Source organism: Streptococcus mitis subsp. hohhotensis (assembly GCF_020089495.2).
Taxonomy (GTDB): domain Bacteria; phylum Bacillota; class Bacilli; order Lactobacillales; family Streptococcaceae; genus Streptococcus; species Streptococcus hohhotensis.
In genome coordinates, this window is record NZ_JAIRCA020000014.1 from 42463 (window position 1) to 59652 (window position 17190).

The following is a 17190-nucleotide window of genomic DNA, read 5'->3' on the forward strand; positions in this document are numbered from 1 at the left end:
ATGACAGAAGAAATCAAAAATCTGCAGGCACAAGATTATGATGCCAGTCAAATTCAAGTTTTAGAAGGCTTAGAGGCTGTTCGTATGCGTCCAGGAATGTATATCGGGTCAACCTCAAAAGAAGGTCTTCACCATCTAGTCTGGGAAATTGTTGATAACTCAATTGACGAGGCCTTGGCAGGATTTGCTAGCCATATCCAAGTCTTTATTGAGCCAGATGATTCGATTACTGTTGTCGATGATGGGCGTGGTATCCCAGTCGATATTCAGGAAAAAACAGGTCGACCTGCCGTTGAGACTGTCTTTACTGTTCTTCACGCTGGAGGAAAGTTTGGCGGTGGCGGATATAAGGTCTCAGGTGGTCTTCACGGAGTGGGGTCCTCAGTTGTTAACGCCCTTTCAACTCAATTAGACGTTCATGTCCATAAAAATGGTAAGATTTATTACCAAGAATACCGTCGTGGTCATGTTGTCGCAGACCTTGAGGTAGTCGGAGATACAGATAAAACGGGAACAACGGTTCACTTCACACCAGACCCAGAAATTTTTACTGAAACAACAACATTTGATTTCGATAAATTAAATAAACGTATTCAAGAGTTGGCCTTTCTAAATCGTGGTTTACGAATTTCCATCACAGATAAGCGTGAAGGTTTAGAACAAACCAAGCATTATCATTATGTAGGTGGGATTGCTAGTTACGTTGAATATATCAACGAGAACAAGGATGTTATCTTTGATACACCGATCTATACTGACGGTGAGATGGATGATATCACAGTTGAAGTAGCCATGCAGTACACAACGGGTTACCATGAAAACGTCATGAGTTTCGCCAATAATATTCATACCCATGAAGGTGGAACGCATGAACAAGGTTTCCGTACAGCCTTGACTCGTGTTATCAACGATTATGCTCGTAAAAATAAGTTGCTTAAAGATAATGAAGACAACTTAACAGGGGAAGATGTACGCGAAGGATTAACTGCAGTTATCTCAGTTAAACACCCGAATCCACAGTTTGAAGGACAAACCAAGACCAAACTGGGAAACAGCGAAGTGGTCAAGATTACCAATCGCCTCTTCAGCGATGCCTTCTCTGATTTCCTTATGGAAAATCCACAGATCGCCAAGCGTATCGTGGAAAAAGGGATTTTAGCTGCTAAGGCTCGTGTGGCTGCCAAGCGTGCGCGTGAAGTTACTCGTAAAAAATCTGGTTTGGAAATTTCCAACCTTCCAGGGAAACTAGCAGACTGTTCTTCTAACAATCCTGCGGAAACAGAACTCTTCATCGTCGAAGGAGACTCAGCTGGTGGATCAGCCAAATCTGGTCGTAACCGTGAATTTCAGGCTATCCTTCCAATTCGCGGTAAGATTTTGAACGTTGAAAAAGCTAGTATGGATAAGATTCTTGCTAATGAAGAAATTCGTAGTCTTTTCACAGCGATGGGAACAGGATTTGGAGCAGAATTTGATGTTTCGAAAGCCCGTTACCAAAAACTCGTTTTGATGACCGATGCCGATGTCGATGGAGCCCACATTCGTACCCTTCTTTTGACCTTGATTTATCGTTATATGAAACCAATCCTAGAAGCTGGTTATGTTTATATCGCCCAACCACCAATCTATGGTGTCAAGGTTGGAAGTGAGATTAAAGAATACATCCAGCCAGGTGCAGATCAAGAAATCAAACTCCAAGAAGCCTTGGCCCGTTATAGTGAAGGTCGTACCAAACCGACTATTCAGCGTTATAAGGGTCTAGGTGAAATGGACGACCATCAGTTATGGGAAACAACCATGGATCCTGAACATCGTTTGATGGCCAGAGTTTCTGTGGATGATGCTGCAGAAGCAGATAAAATCTTTGATATGTTGATGGGGGATCGAGTAGAGCCTCGTCGTGAGTTTATCGAAGAAAATGCTGTCTATAGTACACTTGATGTCTAAAAAATCGGGAGAAGTAGTTCCCTTGGTCTAAAAAATATGATATAATCATTACGATTGTTTCAAGTAAAAAAAGGAGTTTAATATGTCTGCTAGCCTAGTAATTTATTTGATAATTGCAGTTGCAGTTTTATTGGTCATTGCTTATGCTATCGCAATCTATGTAAGGAAACGCAATGAAAGTAAACTAGCAATTTTAGAAGAGAAAAAAGAAGAGCTGTACAATCTTCCAGTAAACGATGAAGTTGAAGCAGTAAAAAATATGCACTTGATTGGACAAAGTCAGGTGACTTTCCGTGAATGGAATCAAAAATGGGTTGATTTATCTCTTAATTCTTTTGCCGATATTGAAAATAATCTTTTCGAGGCAGAAGGCTACAATAACTCATTCCGTTTTTTCAAGGCTAGTCATCAAATTGATCAAATCGAGAGTCAAATTACCTTGATTGAAGAAGATATTGCGGCAATTCGCAATGCCTTGGCAGATTTGGAGAAACAAGAGTCTAAAAATAGTGGACGTGTTCTTCATACCTTGGACTTGTTTGAAGAGTTACAACACAGAGTTGCTGATCATTCTGAAGAATATGGACAAGGCTTATCTGAAATTGAAAAACAATTGGAAAATATCCAATCAGAGTTTTCTCAGTTTGTAACTTTAAATTCGTCTGGTGACCCAGTAGAAGCTGCTGTGATTTTGGATAATGCTGAAAATCATATTTTGGCTTTGACCCATATTGTTGATCGTATACCAGCAGTCGTAACAACATTATCTAAAGAGCTACCTGATCAGCTAGAAGATTTAGAGGATGGCTATCGTAAACTTTTAGATGCTAATTATCATTTTGCTGAAACGGATATTGAAGCGCGTTTCCAACTGCTTTATGAAGCTCTCAAGAAAAATCATGAGAATATTGCGCAATTAGAGTTGGATAATGCTGAGTATGAAAATACTCAAATCCAAGAAGAGATTAATGCACTTTATGATATTTTTACACGAGAAATTGCTGCACAGAAAGTGGTAGAAGGTTTAGTAGCAACACTTCCTACTTATCTTCAACACATGAAGGAAAATAATGCTTTATTGATAGAAGATATTGAGCGTTTGAGTAAAAGTTATTTACTTTCTGAATCGGATGCAAGTCATGTTCGTCGTTTACAGGGTGAATTAGAAAACTTTGAGACTGCTATTATTGAGGCAACTTCAAATCAAGATGAACCAACTCAAGCATATTCAATTCTTGAAGAAAATCTTGAATCTTTACAGGAAAATCTTAAAGAGATTGAAGATGAACAGATTTCAGTTAGTGAGCGTCTTGCACGAATTGAGAAAGATGATATCAATGCACGTCAAAAGGCAAATGTATATGTTAATCGTCTCCATACAATCAAGAGATATATGGAAAAACGGAACCTACCTGGTATTCCACAAACTTTCTTGAAGTTATTCTTTACAGCAAGTAATAATACGGAAGATCTAATGGCTGAATTAGATCAAAACTTAGTCAATATAGAATCAGTTAACCGTATTCTTGAAATTGCAACGAATGATATGGAAGCTTTAGAAACGGAAACTTATAATATTGTTCAGTATGCAACCTTGACAGAACAACTCTTACAATATTCTAACCGTTACCGCTCATTTGATGAGCGCATTCAAGAAGCCTTTAATGAAGCTTTGGACATTTTTGAGAAAGAATTTGATTACCACGCTTCATTTGACAAGATTTCTCAAGCATTGGAAGTGGCAGAGCCTGGTGTAACCAACCGCTTTGTTACCTCGTATGAGAAAACACGTGAAACGATTCGTTTTTAATAAAAGAAAAAGATTTGATTGTGTGAGAAGCAGAATCAAATCTTTTTTATTATTTGTCTATAAAATCTTGTATGATAAGATCTCAAGATAAAAAATTGGAGACAATTTAAAAAGCAAGTCAGAACCTATGTTTGGTCTATAAGGTTCAATAGCTTTCTAATCTCTCCAAAATTTTATTTGATTGGAATCGAAATCCCAATTAATTTTTCTGAGTAGAGGGTTTTGATATTGGCCTCATCAATAGAGTCCTTATCAATTTTACGTTGCAAGAAAAATTCTTGGATGGCTTCGATTTCAGTTTCTCGAATAGCACGGTGTTTATTTGAGATGAGGATTTCATAGTGAAGCGGAGCTTGGGTAAAAATAACATCTGTATTTCCAGCAGAATAGACCTCAACAAGAGTTGCATCTGTACTCTCTAGCTGGCCTTTTACAAGTTGCGAGTGTGAGTTTGTCGTATTGATAAGCTTCATAATATTTCCTCCGATTTTCTAATACTATTATAGCACTTTTTGAATAAAGTAGCTTGATTTAGTCAATCTTATGCTGTTTTTTCCAAGATTGAATGGCCCATTTATGACTACCACGTTTGAGATTTTTAATAGCCTCGTCAATAGGGAACCAGGCAATATGATTAAAGTCTTCTAGTGGTTTTTGAACTTCCTTGAAAGATGTCGCTTCATAGAGGTAGGCAGGATTGTAGTAGTAGGTATCACGGTGACGAGAGTAGAAATATTCGTCAGCTTGTCCGTAATAGGTACCAATTTCAGCTGTGAAACCAAGCTCTTCAATCAATTCACGCTTTAGGGCTTCCTGATGATTTTCACCTGATTCAATTTCGCCACCTGGTAAGAACCAAGCACCATTAGGTGCTTGAACAAGAACAATTTGTTTTTGTTCAGCGTCAGGGATAACTGCATACACTCCATAGCGTGCAACATAGTCTGTATTCGCTTTTTTTTCTCCAAAAGTTGGGTTTGCCATTGAATTTTCCTCATTATCTAGTATCGTTATTATTATCATAATGGACAAAGGGCAAGCTGTCAAGAAATTACAGTTATTTTAGTCAAAAAGAAGCAGAAAAATTTCATTTTCTACTCCTTTTCTATAGTATTTATTTTTCTGTCTCAGAAGTTTTAACTTCTGCTTTTTTGGCAGATTTGATTTGAATCTTGCCCTTGCTGGTCATAACTGCCTTTAGGTCTTTTTCACTTGGATTTTCAAGGTAGTAGTCAGTGATTGCGTCCTCAATATAGTCTTGAATAGTACGACGAAGTGGGCGTGCTCCCATTTTTGGATCATAACCGAGGTCAACTAATTTTTCTTTGACCTTTTCAGTTACATCTAAATGAATATTGTTGCTAGAAAGACGTTTGTTAACATCTGCAAGCATGAGCTCGACAATCTGAAGGAGGTTATCTTTGCTGAGAGCCTTAAATTCGATAATACCATCAAAACGGTTCATAAACTCTGGGCTAAAGAAGTTACCGAGTTCACCAAGAACAGAGTTGGTACGTCCTTCTCTAGCAGCCCCAAATCCAACGCTGGCTTCAGCCTTACCTGTACCTGCATTTGAAGTCATGATAATAATGGCATCCTTGAAGCTGACGGTACGTCCTTGACCATCTGTTAAACGTCCATCATCTAAGACTTGAAGGAACATATGCATGACATCTGGATGAGCTTTTTCCACTTCATCCAAGAGGATAAGAGAATATGGATTGCGACGGATTTTTTCAGTTAATTGCCCAGCCTCATCGTAGCCAACATAACCTGGAGGGGCGCCGACCAACTTAGCTACACTGTGTTTTTCCATATATTCACTCATATCAAAGCGAATCATACTGTCAGCAGAACCAAAGAGTTCGATAGCTAGTTGTTTGGAAAGTTCTGTCTTACCGACACCCGTTGGCCCGACAAAGAGGAAGCTTCCAATTGGACGGTTAGGCGTACCAAGTCCAACACGATTACGGCGAATAGCCTTGGCAATCTTATCGACTGCATCATCTTGACCAATAACATGAGACTTAAGATCTTCGGCTAAATGGATGAGTTGAGATTGTTCTTTCTCTTTCAAATCACCAACAGGGATATTGGTTTTCTGCTCGATAATGTGCTCAATGGTTTTCTCGCTGATGATAGGAGTATCCTGGTCTGTGACCTTTTTCTTTTGCATTTCCTTATACTTGGCAATCTGGTCGCGGAAATAGGCGGCCTTCTCAAAATCTTCCTCCCGTGTAGCTTGAGATTTGAGATTTTCAGCCTCAATCAAGCGTTGATCAATCACTTTAGGATCGACAAAATTCAAGGTCAAGTTCATCTTAGAACCAGCTTCATCTAGGAGGTCAATGGCCTTGTCAGGTAAGAAGCGATCTTGGATGTAACGATTGGAAAGAGTTGCAGCTGCTTCAATCGCAGCATCGGTATATTGAACGTGGTGGTAGTCTTCGTATTTTTTTTGAATCCCTTTGAGGATAGTGATTGTTTCCTCCACCGTTGGTTCATCGACTTTAACAGGCTGCATACGACGTTCTAGGGCCGCATCCTTTTCAATGATACGGTATTCATTTAGGGTAGTTGCGCCGACCAGTTGCAGTTCGCCACGAGCAAGGGCTGGCTTGAGGATATTTCCTGCATCCATATTGCCATCGCCCGCAGAACCCGCACCAACAATTTCATGGATTTCATCGATAAAGAGGATGATGTCTTCACGTTTGCGAATTTCTTCCATGAGTTTTTGCATGCGTTCTTCAAATTGTCCTCGGATACCTGTTCCTTGGACCAAGCTAACTACATCTAAGCGGATAACTTGTTTACCTTGGAGTTTATGCGGAACATCTCCATCAACGATTTTCTGAGCTAGACCTTCGACAACGGCCGTTTTTCCGACACCTGGTTCACCGATAAGAACAGGATTATTCTTAGTTCTACGATTGAGAATTTCGATGACACGGATAATCTCATCATCTCGTCCAATAACGGGGTCGATATCGCCACGACGAGCAATCTCAGTTACATTAATACCAAATTCTTCCAGCAGGCCTTTTTCTTGGCTTGGTGGTGGAGTTTGAGCAGGTCCACGATTTTGGGAACCATAACCGCCGTTACCACCGTAACCTCCACCTGATTGGGTTGGGGGAGTAGGAGGAGTGTTGTTAGAAGGTCTAAAATTGTTTAAGTCATTGAAGAAATCACCAAAAGGATCAAAGTCACGATTATTCAAATCTGTCATACCTTTAAAGAGGCTATTGTTAGGATCTGTTTTGATAATCTTATAGCAGTTTTGACAGAGGTCAATTTGCTTTTGTTTTCCATTGAGATTGGTATAAAGATGAATTGTTGAGTCGTTGATTTTACAGTTTTGACAAAGCATACATCTACCTCATTTCTTTCTTTAGCCTGACCTGTTTAAAGGTCAAAAATAGTCAAATTTCTATACTCTCATTATAACAGGATTGGGGTGTAAAGCAAGTAAAAAGATTGTAGCTTTGAGAAGTTGTTACAATGAAAATCTTAGTGGATTTGGACTATAAAAAAATCCTATTTGTGAGACAAAAAGGATTTTGGTTAGACATGCAGGGGCAATCCCAGCTTGTTTTATATTAGTAAAGGAGTTCGTAAATCTCCATTGCAATCAAGTCAATGCTGTCAAACGTATAAGTTTCGTGAGCTTCGACATCACGAAGGGTAAAGATTGAACCGTTTTCTTCGTCGTGGCTGTATGCAACTTCTGCAACAACAACTCCTTCGCGTTCAAAATTACGTTTTAAATTTCCGCCGTCTTTTGCCATTGCTTCAAGGCGGTTGATGATTCTAACCAAATGTGATTCCATTTTGATTCTCCTTCATTTCTTATCGTTACTATTTTACCATAAAGGGGGCCAACTTGACTAGAAAAAACTAAGATTTCTCGCTAATTCTACTAGTTTAAAGTTTTTTTGAATAAATTGGATAAAAAGTTTGAATTTTAATTCAATTCATGTTATAATCATACAGTATTCTATTTTAGAAAGCAGTGTGACTATGAATTTCTCTTTTTTACCTAAGTATTTACCTTATTTTAACTATGGGGCTGTTGTGACGGTTCTTATTTCTATATGTGTTGTCTTTTTGGGAACTATTTTGGGTGTTGTCTTGGCTTTTGGGCAACGTTCAAAGTTTAAACCGCTTGTCTGGCTCGCCAACTTGTACGTTTGGATTTTCCGTGGGACACCGATGATGGTTCAGATTATGATTGCCTTTGCCCTTATGCACATCAATGCTCCGACTATTCAGGTTGGGATTTTGGGTGTTGATCTTTCTCGTCTGATTCCAGGGATTTTGATTATTTCTATGAACAGTGGTGCTTATGTTTCTGAGACTGTTCGTGCCGGAATTAATGCGGTTCCTAAGGGGCAATTAGAGGCGGCCTATTCTTTAGGGATTCGTCCTAAAAATGCCATGCGCTATGTGATTTTGCCACAAGCAATTAAAAATATTTTGCCAGCATTGGGGAACGAATTTATCACCATTATTAAGGACAGCTCCCTCTTATCAGCTATCGGTGTTATGGAGTTGTGGAATGGGGCTACTACGGTTTCTACAACAACCTATCTACCTCTAACTCCACTTTTATTTGCAGCCTTTTATTATTTGATTATGACCTCTATTTTGACAGTAGCCTTGAAAGCATTTGAAAAACGTATGGGACAAGGAGATAAGAAATAATGACAGAAACCTTGATAAAAATTGAAAATTTACATAAATCCTTTGAAAAGAATGAAGTATTGAAGGGCATCAACCTCGAGATTAAAAGAGGAGAAGTTGTCGTGATCATCGGTCCTTCGGGGAGCGGGAAATCTACCTTGCTTCGCTCTATGAATTTGTTGGAAGAAGCAACTAAAGGGAAGGTTATCTTTGAGGGAGTCGATATTACGGACAAGAAGAATGACCTGTTTGCCATGCGTGAGAAGATGGGCATGGTTTTTCAACAATTTAATCTCTTTCCTAATATGACTGTTATGGAAAATATCACCTTGTCTCCTATCAAGACCAAAGGTGAAAGTAAGGAAGTTGCTGAGAAGAGAGCTCAGGAACTTTTGGAAAAAGTTGGTTTACCAGATAAGGCAACTGCTTATCCACAGAGTTTGTCAGGTGGCCAGCAACAGCGGATTGCCATTGCGCGTGGTTTGGCAATGGAACCAGATGTTTTACTCTTTGACGAGCCGACTTCAGCCCTGGACCCTGAAATGGTAGGTGAGGTACTGGCTGTTATGCAAGACCTAGCCAAGTCAGGAATGACCATGGTTATCGTAACTCATGAAATGGGATTTGCCCGTGAGGTGGCAGACCGTGTCATCTTTATGGCAGACGGTGTGGTTGTTGAAGACGGAACACCAGAACAGATTTTTGAACAAACCCAAGAACAACGGACTAAAGACTTCTTGAGTAAGGTTTTGTAAGTTATCCTTGTGGAGTTGTTTGTAGTCAACTTTAAATGTTCAAGAGAAGATTAGTGAAAGCTCAACCAGAGCTTTTTCTTATAGTTTGAAACTATAGGATTGCCTAGGAAAGAAGTGTTAGAGGGTACTAGCAGTTTTTGGTATAATGGAAGATATTTGAAAGAAAAGAGAAGTGATATGACACAGATTATTGATGGGAAAGCTTTAGCGGCCAAATTGCAGGGGCAGTTGGCTGAAAAAACTGCAAAATTAAAGGACGAAACAGGTCTAGTGCCTGGTTTGGTAGTGATTTTGGTTGGGGACAATCCAGCCAGCCAAGTCTACGTTCGCAACAAGGAACGTTCTGCCCTTGCGGCTGGTTTCCGTAGCGAAGTAGTGCGAGTTCCAGATACCATTACTCAAGAGGAATTGTTAGACTTGATTGCCAAATACAATCAGGATCCAGCTTGGCATGGGATTTTGGTTCAGTTACCATTACCAAAACATATCGATGAAGAGGCGGTTTTATTAGCCATTGATCCAGAAAAGGATGTGGATGGTTTCCATCCGCTAAACATGGGGCGTCTTTGGTCTGGACATCCAGTCATGATTCCTTCGACACCTGCAGGAATTATGGAAATGTTCCATGAATATGGGATTGACTTGGAAGGTAAAAATGCGGTCGTCATCGGTCGTTCCAATATCGTTGGAAAACCCATGGCTCAGCTTCTTTTGGCCAAGAATGCAACAGTGACCTTGACTCACTCACGCACCCATAATCTCGCCAAGGTGGCTGCGAAAGCAGATATTCTTGTGGTCGCAATCGGTCGTGCTAAGTTTGTGACTGCTGACTTTGTCAAACCAGGTGCGGTAGTCATTGACGTTGGGATGAATCGTGATGAAAATGGTAAGCTCTGTGGGGATGTTGATTATGAGGCAATTACCCCACTTGCTAGTCATATCACGCCAGTCCCTGGAGGTGTCGGCCCTATGACCATTACCATGCTGATGGAGCAAACTTATCAAGCAGCACTTCGGACATTGGATAGAAAATAAGAGAAAATTCGCTGAGGAGAGTGTATTTTTTATAGCTATATCTGAAATGGCAGAAATGAGTATTAAATTTTAGAAATAAGTTTATAAAAGGAGGTATGCGCCTCCTTTTTGTTGTATAATGGAGTGAGGTGATTAGATGATTTTAAAAATTTATAATGGGGAATATAGTTTACAATGGGATGGAATATACTACTTAGCACTAATTGATTATCCAAATATTCAAGAGTGGGAATTAGAAAAAATTGCTAAATTTATAGCTTACGAAAAACTTCATAAACGTCAAACAAGTATTGAGTGTGCTGATTCTTGTTTAAAAAAAGAAATTTTAGATTACATCTGTCAGCATCCCTTTCTGCCACCATTTACCCCTACAGATAAAAGAGTAGCCTCGACTTATGATCTACATAAGAGGTTAGTGACTTCAGACTACTGTAGTCATACTACGACTATAGATGCAGCGATTTCTATCTTTAAAACAGGTCAGCTCTTATCTGCTGTGAAAGCCTTTGGGCGAGATGCTGAGGAGTTGGTTTTGGATAGTAGAAATGCTGCATGGGATCCGATAGATTATTTTGACTATGTCATGTTAGGGTGGTCAAATACAAGTTCTGGTTATCGATTAGCGATGGAGCGTTTATTAGGTCGAGCTCCTTCAGAGAAAGAATTACAAGATAAGTTTATTCCTGGAGTGAGTTTTCATTTTATCTATACAGATTTGATTAAAGTTACTGGTTATATTTTTGATGGCTACCATGTTGCAAAAATTAAGGACATGTTGAATTTATTTAGTGAGTTGTATATTTGTATTATTCCAACTCATAATAAGAGCCAATTTGAAAATATTATTCCAACTAAAATACAAGATAGGGTGCATTATCTTGACTATGCTGGAGAAGACTTAGAAGAGTGGACTAAGAAAGTCTATCAAGTTGTTTTAAAACAATCAGATAAAGGATAGTTGAGGAAAAAAGATGAAGGTGATTGATCAAACCTTACTAGAAAAAGTCATTATTGAACGTTCTCGTACCAGTCATAAAGGAGACTACGGTCGTCTGCTGTTGCTGGGTGGGACTTATCCTTATGGTGGTGCCATCATCATGGCTGCTTTAGCAGCTGTAAAAAGCGGTGCAGGATTGGTAACTATTGGAACAGATAGAGAAAATATCCCAGTTTTGCACAGTCATTTACCTGAGGCTATGGCCTTTGCTCTTCAAGACCAGCAATTGTTAAAAGAGCAATTGGAGAAGGCAGAAGTTGTCTTGCTGGGGCCTGGTTTACGAGACGATGCTTTTGGAGAAAATCTAGTAAAACAAGTCTTTGTTAATTTAAGCCAAAATCAGATTTTGATTATAGACGGAGGGGCCTTAACCATTCTTGCCAGAACAAGTTTGTCATTTCCATCTAACCAGCTTATCCTAACTCCCCACCAAAAGGAGTGGGAAAAACTGTCTGGAATTACGATTGAAAAGCAAAACGAAGCTACAACAGCTAGTGCCCTGACTTCTTTCCCTCAAGGAACAATTTTGGTAGAGAAAGGTCCAGCTACTCGTATTTGGCAAGCTGGCCAATCTGATTATTACCAGTTACAGGTTGGCGGTCCCTATCAGGCGACTGGGGGAATGGGAGATACACTGGCTGGAATGATTGCAGGATTTGCAGGTCAATTCCGACAGGCCAGTCTCTATGAGCGTGTAACCGTAGCGACTCATCTTCATTCAGCGATAGCTCAAGAATTAGCTCAAGAACATTATGTGGTCTTGCCAACGGAAATTAGTAATTGTCTTCCTAAACTAATGAATAAAATATCTCAAAAAAGACTGGGATAAAATTCAATTTTAGGAGAAAACGAAGTAAATATTACCACAATAAAACGCATAATATCAAGTTTAATACCTGATACTATGCGTTTTTGACTTTAAAGCCTTTTTGGGCTGTTTCTATTTTGGAGCAATCTTTTGCTCAGTATGTTTTATAATTTCTCGTTGATAAATCGGATAAACTGATTCCACCAAACTTTTAAGAAGAAGGCTTTTTCAACTTTCTTTTCTGCTACCATTTCGAAACTAGGACGTTCTGTGGTAATGTAACCTTGACCAATCAAATCCTTGTCTTCGTAAGTCAAATGGCCAACTACTGTTCCAGCTTCAAGTGGTGCGAGGATTGCTTTAGAATCAGGTGTGAATTGAATAGATTGGGAAGATTGATTCCCACCACGTTCAATTAGATAGATATCCTCTGGGGCCACTGCAGTGACCGTATCTTCTTTTCCGTCTTGTACAGGGACTTTACTATCTTGATAGGCATCGCCTTGTTGAACGATTTTGCGAAGTGTGAATGTAGAAGAAATATAATCCATTAGGGAAGATGTAGCTGTAAAACGAGCATAAGGATTATTATCTTGATGATCTGCATTCAAAACAACTGTGATAACCCTCATTCCTTTTTCGACAGTAGTACCAACAAAAGATTCTCCAGCTTTGTCTGTCGTTCCTGTTTTAAGGCCATCAAAACCACCTCGATAAGCAGGCATGCCTTCTAACATGTAGTTGGTTGAAGTGATTGTCATCCCAGCAAAAGTAGAAGAAGGTTTTTTTGTGATTTCTAAGACTTGTGGGTATTTTTTGATGAGGTTACGAGCAACGATAGCAACATCATAAGCGCTGAGCTTATTTTCATCATCTTTATTAGACCCTGGGTAAATGTTATCTCCTAGAGTCTCGTTGTTAAGACCAGTTGTATTGACAACGGTGGCATCTTTGATTCCCCATTCCAAGAGTTTTGCTCGCATCATATCGACGAAATCTTTTTCTGAGCCAGCAATTTTCTCAGCTAGAGCAATAGCGGCGCTGTTGGCACTAGATACCAGGGTTGCTTCAAGCAACTCTTCCACAGTATAATTACGGGCCTCCATAGGAACATTACTGGCTTCAGAATTAGTTGTTAATTTGTAAGGATAGTCAGAAATATCTACAGGAGTGGATAGTGTAATACTTCCGTTTTCCAAGGCTTCATAGACCAGGTAAACAGTAATCAATTTTGTGATTGAAGCGATTTCCACTGGCTGAGTTGCATCTTTTTCATAAAGTATTTTTCCAGTATTTGCCTCAACAGCAATGGCATGTTTTGCAGCAACATTAAAATCTTGAGCAGCAACAGTAGATGCTGAGCCAATAACGGATAAGCTTAGTAGAGTTAAAATGATTTTTTTCATAGTAAGTTTATTCTAACATAAAGAAAAAAATATTCCCAGTTTCATGATATAAGAAAGAAGCTTTTTTGAAAGTATGGTAAAATAGATGAATGGAGGTACCTCATGTTTCGTAAGAATAAATTATTTTTTTGGACCAGTGAGATTTTACTATTAACAATCATCTTCTATTTATGGAGAGAGATGGGAACGATTATTACACCTTTTGTAAGCGTCGCAAACACCATCATGATTCCTTTTCTTCTAGGTGGTTTTTTATATTATTTGACCAATCCTATTGTAAATTTTTTACAAAAGTATTTCAAAATTAATCGTATCATTGGTATTCTACTAACTTTGTGTGCCTTGGTTTGGGGACTTGTCATTGGGGTAGTGTATCTGTTACCGATTTTGGTCAATCAGTTGACCAGCTTGATTACGACTAGCCAGACTATCTATAGTCGTTTACAAGATTTGATTGTGGATTTATCTACTTATCCAGCCTTTCAAAATTTAGATATTCAAGCGACTATTCAACAGTTAAATTTATCCTATGTAGATATTTTACAAAATATCCTAAATAGCGTTACCAATAGTGTCGGAAGTGTCCTATCAGCTCTCTTTAGTACCGTTTTGATTATTATTATGACCCCTGTGTTTTTGGTTTATTTTTTGTTAGATGGTCACAAATTTTTACCGATGCTGGAACGCACTGTTTTAAAGAGAGATAAGCTACATATTGCAGGCCTTTTAAAAAATTTGAATGCAACCATTGCTCGCTATATTAGTGGAGTCGCAATTGATGCGATTATTATTGGTTGTTTGGCCTTTATCGGATATAGCGTAATCGGTTTGAAATACGCTTTGGTTTTTGCCATCTTTTCAGGATTGGCTAATCTCATTCCTTATGTAGGACCAAGTATTGGTTTGATTCCAATGATTGTCGCAAATGTCTTTACTGATCCTCATAGAATGCTGATTGCAGTTGTTTACATGCTGATCATTCAGCAAGTGGATGGGAACATCCTTTACCCTCGAATCGTTGGTGGAGTGATGAAGGTTCATCCAATTACAATTTTGGTATTACTTTTGTTATCAAGTAATATCTATGGTGTCATTGGTATGATTGTCGCAGTACCAACTTATTCTATCTTAAAAGAAATTTCTAAGTTCTTATCACGTTTGTATGAAAATCATAAAATAATGAAAGAACGAGAAATAGAATTAACCAAGTAAAAGTCAGGAGACCCCTGATTTTTCTTTTTATAGTGATAGGGTTAGAAGTGCCGATTAGATTAGCTGATTAAGAATAATTCACAAAAACTTTGTAAAACACTTGCAATTTAGCTGAAATTTGATAAAATAGTAAGGAAAGTTAGACTGTATTGCCTACTGTCTATCTATAAAATATATTTTATTGGAGGCTTTTACTCAAATGGCAAAAGAAAAATACGATCGTAGTAAACCACACGTTAACATTGGTACTATCGGACACGTTGACCACGGTAAAACTACCCTAACTGCAGCTATCACAACTGTTTTGGCACGTCGCTTGCCTTCATCAGTTAACCAACCGAAAGACTATGCGTCTATCGATGCTGCTCCAGAAGAACGCGAACGCGGTATCACAATCAACACTGCGCACGTTGAGTACGAAACTGAAAAACGTCACTACGCTCACATCGACGCTCCAGGACACGCGGACTACGTTAAAAACATGATCACTGGTGCCGCTCAAATGGACGGAGCTATCCTTGTAGTAGCTTCAACTGACGGACCAATGCCACAAACTCGTGAGCACATCCTTCTTTCACGTCAGGTTGGTGTTAAACACCTTATCGTCTTCATGAACAAAGTTGACTTGGTTGACGACGAAGAATTGCTTGAATTGGTTGAAATGGAAATCCGTGACCTATTGTCAGAATACGACTTCCCAGGTGACGATCTTCCAGTTATCCAAGGTTCAGCTCTTAAAGCCCTTGAAGGTGACTCTAAATACGAAGACATCGTTATGGAATTGATGAACACAGTTGATGAGTACATCCCAGAACCAGAACGTGACACTGACAAACCATTGCTTCTTCCAGTCGAGGACGTATTCTCAATCACTGGACGTGGTACAGTTGCTTCAGGACGTATTGACCGTGGTATCGTTAAAGTCAACGACGAAATCGAAATCGTTGGTATCAAAGAAGAAACTCAAAAAGCAGTTGTTACTGGTGTTGAAATGTTCCGTAAACAACTTGACGAAGGTCTTGCCGGAGATAACGTAGGTGTCCTTCTTCGTGGTGTTCAACGTGATGAAATCGAACGTGGACAAGTTATTGCTAAACCAGGTTCAATCAACCCACACACTAAATTCAAAGGTGAAGTTTACATCCTTACTAAAGAAGAAGGTGGACGTCACACTCCATTCTTCAACAACTACCGTCCACAATTCTACTTCCGTACTACTGACGTTACAGGTTCAATCGAACTTCCAGCAGGTACTGAAATGGTAATGCCTGGTGATAACGTGACAATCGACGTTGAGTTGATCCACCCAATCGCCGTAGAACAAGGTACTACATTCTCTATCCGTGAGGGTGGACGTACTGTTGGTTCAGGTATGGTTACAGAAATCGAAGCTTAATTCGATTTAGTTCCCAGAAGAACAATTATTTAAGTCAGACATTAAAAGAATCTTGCTATGCAAGGTTCTTTTTTTAAAGTAAAAAGATAGACCTGGTAAAGTCCAGATCTATCTAATAAGTTATTTCCAAGTGACTAGTTCGCTCCAAACGCTAACATTCGATATAGTAGAGGTTTGACCAGCAGGAACCCATTTGTTGGTGCCTAAGTATCTAACTTCTAATTTACGAACATTTACTGTGTAAGATGCTTTTAGTCTAATATAACCATAAGTGTAGGGTGGTACGTTATGGGAGACTGAGTGATTTAAACTAAGTCCAAATCCAGACTCAGGAGCAGAAAAGCCAACACCTGCACTTATAGTTAGGGTAGCTCCAGCTTTTCCACCATAGGCAGTTGAACTTCGAGCTCCTGATGTGGCACTGCTCTTGTAAGAGTAAGAGTAAGAGTAGCTAGTTCTATAGTCTGCAACACCAGTTGCATTAGAACGAGTCTGATACATAGATTTAGACTCCAAATAGGTATCCCTAAGTTCAGTCGTATAAAATGACAATAGCTCTCCTGTGTTGATATCTTTTACAACATGATTAGATACAATTTCATAATTTGTACCAGGATAGACATCAGCAAAAACCGTAGATGTTGAGACTAAGAATACTAGACTTGATAGAACAGCGAAAAACAATATTTTCAGTTTAATCATAAAATATTTCCTTTCGTCATGATCAAAAGATTATTTTTTCAATCCTTTGAAAGTCATAATGCAACCCAAAACGATACTGAGAGTTCCTATAGGTCTCCAATATAGTTGCCAAAAGAATAAATTTATCGTTTCTTTCAGTGTATCATCGGGTCCGCCATAATAGGGGTTGATGTGAAATAATAAAAAACCAAAACATAAAACTATGATTCCAGTTAAGAATAAAATGTCCTTATTTACTTTCCTCATAAAACCTCCTTTTATTTAATTTAAAGCGCTTTCTATTATTAGTATACGTCAAAAAAATAAAAAAACAAGTCTATTTATCAATGTCATTAAGTTAAGAAATTCAAATACAATTCTGTATTTGGGTTTCTTTTTTATGTGATAAACTTATAGTTAAGGAGGGATTTCCCATGATAAAACAGATAAAAGCCCA

The 17190-nt window shown here is 38.8% G+C and carries 15 protein-coding genes; 9 read left to right on the forward strand and 6 right to left on the reverse strand.

All coding sequences use genetic code 11. From position 1 onward, the window contains the following. Window positions 1–1947 carry a DNA topoisomerase (ATP-hydrolyzing) subunit B gene (gene gyrB, locus K4Z77_RS06850; RefSeq protein ID WP_224218862.1) on the forward strand — a complete coding sequence of 649 codons (1947 nt, stop codon included), beginning with the start codon at window positions 1–3 and terminating at the stop codon, window positions 1945–1947. An 82-nt stretch (window positions 1948–2029) separates the two neighbouring features. Beyond that, complete coding sequence (ezrA, locus tag K4Z77_RS06855; RefSeq protein ID WP_224218863.1) at window positions 2030–3757, forward strand: septation ring formation regulator EzrA; 1728 nt, start codon at window positions 2030–2032, stop codon at window positions 3755–3757. A 173-nt stretch (window positions 3758–3930) separates the two neighbouring features. On the opposite strand, the gene K4Z77_RS06860 is transcribed toward ezrA, so the two are convergent. From K4Z77_RS06860 to K4Z77_RS06875, 4 genes are all read right to left on the reverse strand, one after another. Continuing rightward, complete coding sequence (locus K4Z77_RS06860) at window positions 3931–4230, reverse strand: DUF1827 family protein (RefSeq protein ID WP_224218864.1); 300 nt, start codon at window positions 4228–4230, stop codon at window positions 3931–3933. A 58-nt stretch (window positions 4231–4288) separates the two neighbouring features. Further along, the gene (locus K4Z77_RS06865; RefSeq protein ID WP_224218865.1) at window positions 4289–4741 is read right to left on the reverse strand and encodes an NUDIX hydrolase; all 453 of its coding nucleotides are present in this window, start codon (window positions 4739–4741) and stop codon (window positions 4289–4291) included. A gap of 130 nt (window positions 4742–4871) precedes the next feature. Then, window positions 4872–7130: an ATP-dependent Clp protease ATP-binding subunit gene (locus tag K4Z77_RS06870; protein ID WP_224218866.1), complete on the reverse strand. Its 2259-nt coding sequence runs from the start codon at window positions 7128–7130 to the stop codon at window positions 4872–4874. Window positions 7131–7359: 229 nt separating this feature from the next. After that, window positions 7360–7590 (reverse strand): YkuJ family protein, encoded by a 231-nt coding sequence (locus K4Z77_RS06875; protein WP_224218867.1) that lies wholly within the window; start codon window positions 7588–7590, stop codon window positions 7360–7362. A 190-nt stretch (window positions 7591–7780) separates the two neighbouring features. Here K4Z77_RS06875 and K4Z77_RS06880 point away from each other — a divergent pair, with 190 nt between their 5' ends. From K4Z77_RS06880 to K4Z77_RS06900, 5 genes are all read left to right on the forward strand, one after another. Then, window positions 7781–8464, forward strand: a complete 684-nt coding sequence (locus tag K4Z77_RS06880) for an amino acid ABC transporter permease (protein WP_001011642.1) — start codon at window positions 7781–7783, stop codon at window positions 8462–8464. After that, window positions 8464–9198 (forward strand): amino acid ABC transporter ATP-binding protein, encoded by a 735-nt coding sequence (locus K4Z77_RS06885; protein WP_224218868.1) that lies wholly within the window; start codon window positions 8464–8466, stop codon window positions 9196–9198. Before K4Z77_RS06880 ends, K4Z77_RS06885 begins: the two co-directional genes overlap by 1 nt. Window positions 9199–9375: 177 nt before the next feature. Then, complete coding sequence (locus K4Z77_RS06890; protein WP_224218869.1) at window positions 9376–10233, forward strand: bifunctional methylenetetrahydrofolate dehydrogenase/methenyltetrahydrofolate cyclohydrolase; 858 nt, start codon at window positions 9376–9378, stop codon at window positions 10231–10233. Between the two features lie 136 nt (window positions 10234–10369). Further along, the gene (locus K4Z77_RS06895) at window positions 10370–11191 is read left to right on the forward strand and encodes a phosphate ABC transporter ATPase (protein ID WP_224218870.1); all 822 of its coding nucleotides are present in this window, start codon (window positions 10370–10372) and stop codon (window positions 11189–11191) included. 13 nt (window positions 11192–11204) lie between these two features. Next, window positions 11205–12059, forward strand: coding sequence for an NAD(P)H-hydrate dehydratase (locus K4Z77_RS06900; protein ID WP_224218871.1), 855 nt, complete (start codon window positions 11205–11207; stop codon window positions 12057–12059). A gap of 143 nt (window positions 12060–12202) precedes the next feature. On the opposite strand, the gene pbp3 is transcribed toward K4Z77_RS06900, so the two are convergent. Continuing rightward, window positions 12203–13444, reverse strand: coding sequence for a D-alanyl-D-alanine carboxypeptidase PBP3 (pbp3, locus tag K4Z77_RS06905; protein WP_224218872.1), 1242 nt, complete (start codon window positions 13442–13444; stop codon window positions 12203–12205). Window positions 13445–13546: 102 nt separating this feature from the next. Between pbp3 and K4Z77_RS06910 the strand changes: the two genes are divergently transcribed. Both K4Z77_RS06910 and tuf read left to right on the forward strand, forming a co-directional pair. Beyond that, the gene (locus K4Z77_RS06910; protein WP_224218873.1) at window positions 13547–14656 is read left to right on the forward strand and encodes an AI-2E family transporter; all 1110 of its coding nucleotides are present in this window, start codon (window positions 13547–13549) and stop codon (window positions 14654–14656) included. A gap of 199 nt (window positions 14657–14855) precedes the next feature. Continuing rightward, window positions 14856–16052, forward strand: coding sequence for an elongation factor Tu (tuf, locus tag K4Z77_RS06915; RefSeq protein ID WP_001040724.1), 1197 nt, complete (start codon window positions 14856–14858; stop codon window positions 16050–16052). Between the two features lie 120 nt (window positions 16053–16172). On the opposite strand, the gene K4Z77_RS06920 is transcribed toward tuf, so the two are convergent. Further along, window positions 16173–16754: a hypothetical protein gene (locus tag K4Z77_RS06920; RefSeq protein ID WP_224218874.1), complete on the reverse strand. Its 582-nt coding sequence runs from the start codon at window positions 16752–16754 to the stop codon at window positions 16173–16175. Window positions 16755–17190 lie beyond the last annotated feature (436 nt).